We start from the raw sequence: 884 nt of genomic DNA on the forward strand, positions 1-884 counted from the left end.
CGAGGTCCCCCCATTCTTAGGAGCACTGAGCTTTAGAGTCCGAGGTTAATTTACCTGATTTCGCCGCGAGTGATTTGGCGTAGGCCGCTGGCGTCAAACCACCCAGCGCTTTCTTGGGCCTTTCGTTGTTGTATTCCCTCCGCCAGGCTTCGATCACGACCTGGGCATGGCGCAGGCTGGTGAACCAGTGTTCGTTCAGACACTCATCCCGGAAGCGCCCGTTGAACGATTCGATATAAGCATTCTGATTCGGCCTGCCGGGCTCGATGAGGAAGAGTTGAACACCACGAGCATGTGCCCAGGTGAGCATGGCGCGGCTGCAGAACTCCTTGCCGTTATCGGTCCTGATCGCTTTAGGCAAGCCGCGTGTCTGCGCCAACTGGTCGAGGACGCGCGTCAGATGCATGCCGCTCATCGCACGCTCCGGCACAATCGCGACTGCCTCGTGCGTAGCATCATCGACAACGGTCAGGCTCTTGATGACACGCCCCTCTGCCGTCCGGTCGAACACGAAGTCCATCGACCAGACCTGATTGGCGGCCAAGGGGCGGGCCAGTGGGTGACGGTCTGCCACCGGCACCTTCTTGCGCTTACGCCGGCGAATTTGCAGACCTGCCTCGGCATAGAGTCGATCCACCCGCTTGTGATTGACCTGCATGCCTTCCTGCCGCAGCTTCAGGTAAATCATGCCGGCACCGTAGCGTCGGTGACGTTGCGCGAGCGCGATGATCTTCGCTTTCAAGGTCGCATTGCGGTCGATGGCGGGCTGGTAACGGAATGAACTGGGGCTCATGCCGGCCAGGCGCAGCGATCGACGCTCGCTGAGCCCCTTGCCCACGAGATGGCGCACCAGCTCCCGCCGTGACGGTGCGCTCACCACTTTT

At 60.7% G+C, this 884-nt stretch carries 1 protein-coding gene; it reads right to left on the reverse strand.

Annotation, left to right across the window (positions count from 1 at the left end):
- Window positions 1–16: 16 nt before the first annotated feature.
- A partial coding sequence (locus PQU96_RS15900) for an IS3 family transposase (protein ID WP_272773379.1) occupies window positions 17–884 on the reverse strand: 868 nt, incomplete at its 5' end.

Origin of the sequence: Vogesella margarita (assembly GCF_028548475.1) — a bacterium.
Taxonomy (GTDB): Bacteria; Pseudomonadota; Gammaproteobacteria; order Burkholderiales; family Chromobacteriaceae; genus Vogesella; species Vogesella margarita.